Genomic DNA, 5,427 nt, shown 5'->3' on the forward strand with positions numbered 1-5,427 from the left:
CAATTTACCCTCAAAACTGACACTCAACCCACCAAAGACTCCCCTCTTCCCCCTACCGATAACCCAACAGCCAACTACTATCTTGCTGAGCAAAGCGGCACGAAAAAAACAACACAGTGGTATGGCAAAATTGCTGAGAAAGAAGGGATTTTAGGCCACGAAATCGAACACCAAAAACTGGAAGCGGTACTCAACGGCCAATTGAATAATGACCAAACACCAAGAGCACATTCCGATACCCGTCGAACAGGGTATGATTTGGTGTTCTCAGCCCCTAAAGGGGCCAGTATTCTAGCCTTAGTCTACGGTGATACCCGTATTATTGACGCGCATAATGCCGCAGTTAAAACCGCTCTCGATTTGTTGGAGCAAGATACCGCTCAAGCCAAAGTCACTGAAAACAAAGAAGGTCGATTTGAAAATACACAAAATTTATTGTTTGGTTTAGTTCAACACAAAACCAACCGAAACAATGAACCTCAACTTCATACTCATGCTCTTCAAGCCAACATGACTTACGATAACCAAGGCAATCTTAAAAACCTTGCCTCTTCGTTCGTGCAAAATGGATTTGAGACCCAAGGCACTTATGAGCGCATACTAGAAAATGCAAAATACTATGGTATGGCTTACCACAGTGAACTCGGTCGTGCTCTCGAAGGGATGGGATTTGCCATTAAATCATTGGGTAACGGTCAGATAGACATTGATGGCATTCCTACTGAAGTCATTGAAGCCAACTCTACCCGCAGAGAAGAGATCCTTGAGTACGCGAATGAGACCGGACATTCATCAGGAAAAAGTCGCATGATAGCTGCTCACCAAACTCGCAAAGCCAAAACTTATACCCCCGAAGATTCTTTGGTTAAAGAATGGCAAACCAAAAATGAAGCACTTAAATTTGATGGGCTGGCGTTCGTTGCTGCCTCTTACAATGGTGAACATAGAAAAGACAATGACATATCGGTACCGGATAAGGAGTTGCAGCAAGCCATTGACAACAGCATCAGCTACCTCAGTGATCGCCTAAGTGCTTTTGGTTATGAGAAAGTCCTGGTTACGGCGTTAGATAAATTTGCTCCCAAAGCCATCACTCAAATGGGGGAACTCAAACAGGCATTAGATAACAAAATCAAACATGGCGATTTGATTGCTCTTGATGACAAACAAAGCCTATTTACCACACAAGAGCAAGTAGACCGAGAAGCTAAGCTCATTGAGTCAACGCAAAAACGAACTCATGGGTTACGGGTTCATGCTGACTCAACAGCGCTTAATGAACTCAATTTAAAGGCCGATACCAAAAAGACCCTCGCGGACATACTTGCCAGTACCAAACAAGTGAATGTCGTTAATCTCTCAGGTAGCAGCAAACAACTCAGTGAGTCCTTGCTGCATGTGAGCGAAAACTCAGGAAAATCCATTCACTTCATCACCCCCAACAAGCTGGTTAAACAGCAAACAGAGCAACAGGTTAGGCGTCAAGCATTCAGCGTGACCCAATGGGTGAAGAATGCCTTTCGCCCTGACGTGGTTCACACCGCTTATCAATACCTTAATCAAGCTGAGCGGCGTCAGAAAACCAAAGACAGTATTTTGGTTGTTGAGCACGCCAATCAGCTAGGAGTCAAAGAGACGCAGCAGTTGATTGACCTGGCGCAACGCCAGGGCAATAAGCTGGTCTTTCTGAACCACACTAAACGCAGTCAAGGACTTCGAGCCGGTAATGCCATGGATGTGGTGCAAAAAGGTAACGTCCAGACTCACACATGGCAAGGGGCACAATTGGCTCAAACGCACATTAAAACCAGTGAAGTGGATAAGAAAGAGCGCCATCAAATCCTAGCCGAGCGGTATCAGGAGCTCTCGAAGCAAGAGCGTTCTGAAACTCAAGTCTTAACCACCAACAAAGGCGACAACGACAATCTCAATCGGGTCATTCGTCACCAATTGGATAAAAGCGGTCAATTGAGTGAGAAGCGCGTGGAAATCCCAACACTTAACCCTGTTTTTATGTCACCAGAGCAGCAGCGCTCCATCAAGAGCTATCAAAAAGGAATGGTGATATCACAAGTAAACGATGGAAAGGTTCAGCAATACACGGTAGAAAAAGTCAACAGCCGAGCTCAAACGCTTCAATTACTCGATAGTGATAATAATCGCAGCTATTTGAATGTGAAAGAGAGCTCAACCCCCTATTTTGTCAGCCAACCCGACAAGATAGAAGTCGCCACCGGAGACCGCCTGCGGATTAATGGGGATGTCTTCCGAACCGACCTCAAACAGAACGACACTGTGACGGTGGAAAAAATAGGCTGGATGGGGCTCAGTCTTACAGACGACAACGGAAAGGGGCATTTGGTGCCCCTTTCGTATTTAGAGGGTTCGGCCCTCTCCTACGGTTATGCCAACACCCTCAACAACGCCGCTCACGGAAAAACAACCACCCTAGTTGAGATGCAGAGTTATACCGCTTCAAAAGAAACCTTGTATGAACTCATGCAGCAAGGAAGCAAGCAACTGCATATCTTCACCGACAATCAAGAAAAACTGGAAGCTCGTATGGAGAAATCCCACATTCAGCCCTCATCCATGGCTCGCGTGATGGCAAGTACCCAAAGTCTCGATAAGTACGTTAACGCCCAGACTGCTGAAACACTGCAGAGTGATGTGACGATGGCCGTGCAAGCTCTTCTTGACCAACAAGCCCCAAAACCACTGATAGAACAAGCGGTAAACTTTGCTCTCGATCATGTCAGTGAGCAGCAGGCAGGCTTTAAGCACAGTGAATTGGTTGTGGAAGCCATTCGTTTTGCTATGGACGAAAAAGGCACCACGGTATTGGAAAGTGAGATACACAATAAACTTAACGAGCTGCAGCAACAAGATTCGGTCCTCTCAGCTCAATTTAGTGATGGCACTCGCTGGACAACCAAAGAAGCCATTGATACTGAAAAGCGCATCTTAACCCGCCTCGATGCTGGCAAAGGGCAAGTTGCGAGTTACGCCAGTGAGCGACAAGCTGATGCCTATCTTGCACAGCAAGATTGGATGACCGACGGCCAGAAAGAAGCGATAAAGCTCATGGCGACCACCAATGACCGTTACACTATCGTGCAAGGGTTTGCAGGCGTGGGTAAATCCACCATGCTTGAGCAAGGTAAAACCTTAATTGAGCAAACACAGGCGTTACACGGTAACGCCAATATTGATGTATTAGGCTTAGCACCCACTCACGCTGCCGTTAACGAATTGAAGGAAAAAGGCATCCCCGCTCAAACCACACAGTCTTTACTCAAAGACCTACTGACGGGCGACACCACACCTGACAAGTACAAGAATACCCTATTCCTACTCGATGAGAGCTCGATGGCTTCCAACGCTCAGTTTGATGCGTTTACCGCCCTAGTAAATAATTCAGGGGCAAGAGCCACCTTATTAGGAGATATTTACCAGCTTCAATCCAAAGAGGCGGGTAAACCGTTTGAGTTGGCCTATCGCAGCAAATCCGTTGATACCGTTGTAATGAAGGACATCCAACGCCAACAGACCCCTGAGCTTTTAAGTGCGGTACAAAATGTGATTAATCAGCAGTCTGAATCCATGTTAGAGGCGATAAAGCAACAGTCTCCCCTCCCTGGAAGTCACCATAACCAAACCGTAGTTTCGACCTATAACGAGACGGGTAACTCAGCTAAGGACCGTGAGGTTGCCAAAGAAGAGTTATATCAATCTGCTGCCGCCGAGTATTTATCTCGAACCCCAGAGAGTCGAGAAAATACTTTAATGATTGCTTACTCCAATCGAGAACGAGATATATTAGCTGGTTTAATCCGAAAAGGATTAAAAGAGATGAAGGAGTTACTAGATAAATCAGATACCCCTGTGACACGCCTTCGAGGTATTGGCACCACCAAAGAAGAATTAAAAACCATGATGCCTTACAAGGCTGGACTCATTATTAACACTGGACGGGATACTTATTTACACATCGACAGTATTGATAGACGTAATGAGTTATTAATGGTGACAAACATGACAACAGGAGAACAAACATCATTTATTCCGGCAAGGCACGACCATAAGATGACAACTCTTTGGTCAAGCAGTGAAATGCCTTTAACTTCGGGAGATAAAATCACCTGGCGTAAAACCGATAAAGAATTGGGATTAACGGGTAATATGGATTTAACGGTATCTGATATTAATAAAGATACAATAATGTTATCTAATAATGACGGTAAACACGTTACTCTTTCCTTAAGTGATATGAAAAGTAGCCATTGGGATTATCGTTATACCAAAACAGCAGATATGGCTCAGGGCTCTACAACGAACCATGTTATTTCAGTCATTGATTCTGAGGCTAAATTAACAAACTTACGCCGTGCTTATATTGATATCTCTCGTGCGAGCCAGCACGCTATGATATTTACGGATAACGAAAAAGGATTAATGCGAAGTTGGCTCAATCATTTTGATAACAACAGCTCTGCCATTGAGACTGTAAATAAGACTTACCACTCTAATGAACGTCATTTCGATACACAAAGCATACCGAGAGAAAATCCAAAATACCAACAACACGGAGAATTTAAGTTATCACTTTATGCGAAAGATTTAGCACAACAATTAACGCCTTATACGGAATCCCTTGCTATTGAATTATTAGGCCAGCCTAATAATTCAAAATCCGATAATGATTATCTCGCCTTTGGTCAAGGTCAGTCGCATTTAAAGGTCACATTAACAGGAGAATATCGCGGATATTTTCGAGATTGGACTACCGGAGATAAGGGGAATTTAATTAACCTGATTATGTCAGCCAAATCTTTTAGCTTTAAAGAGGCGGTGAATTTTGCAGAGCAAATATTAACTGAGCCAGAAAATCACAATCTTATTGAGAATGAAAAACATGATAAATTAGTAGACACTTTACCTAAACAGATGAGTGAGTTAAAAGAGCGGGCGATGAGTTACTTTGAACAAGGCGCAGAAATAAAAGAGACCATTGCTAATATTTACATTAACAATCAAACTTACCACGACTTTGAATCACATCCTGCATTGCGTTTTCATGAGCAAGTGTATTCCTCTGAAACAAAATCCACTCATCCTGCTTTATTAGCGGCGTTAACTAATAATAAAGGTGAAATTGAAGCAATCGAAATCACCTATTTAAATAAGGATGGTGATTTAGCGGATAATTTAACAACGCCTAAGCGATTAATGGGAAATAAATCAGGTCATGGTATTGTCCTTAATGATGGAACATTACCCGATATTAGTGTGGTTGCAATTGGTCTTGAAAATGGAATTTCATTATTGGGATCCAACACACACGATGTTGATATTGTCGCAGTCACTAATGCACATGATTTACGAACGCTCGATACCAAGGCGTTACGTGAGCAAATTATTATCATG

The 5,427-nt window shown here is 43.6% G+C and carries 1 protein-coding gene; it reads left to right on the top strand.

Annotated features, from left to right (window positions below):
- Positions 1-5,427: conjugative transfer relaxase/helicase TraI (gene traI, locus CTN07_RS21970; RefSeq protein WP_107183764.1), on the top strand; the 5,427-nt coding region annotated here is incomplete at both ends.

This window comes from Photobacterium damselae (assembly GCF_003026815.1).
GTDB lineage: Bacteria > Pseudomonadota > Gammaproteobacteria > Enterobacterales > Vibrionaceae > Photobacterium > Photobacterium damselae.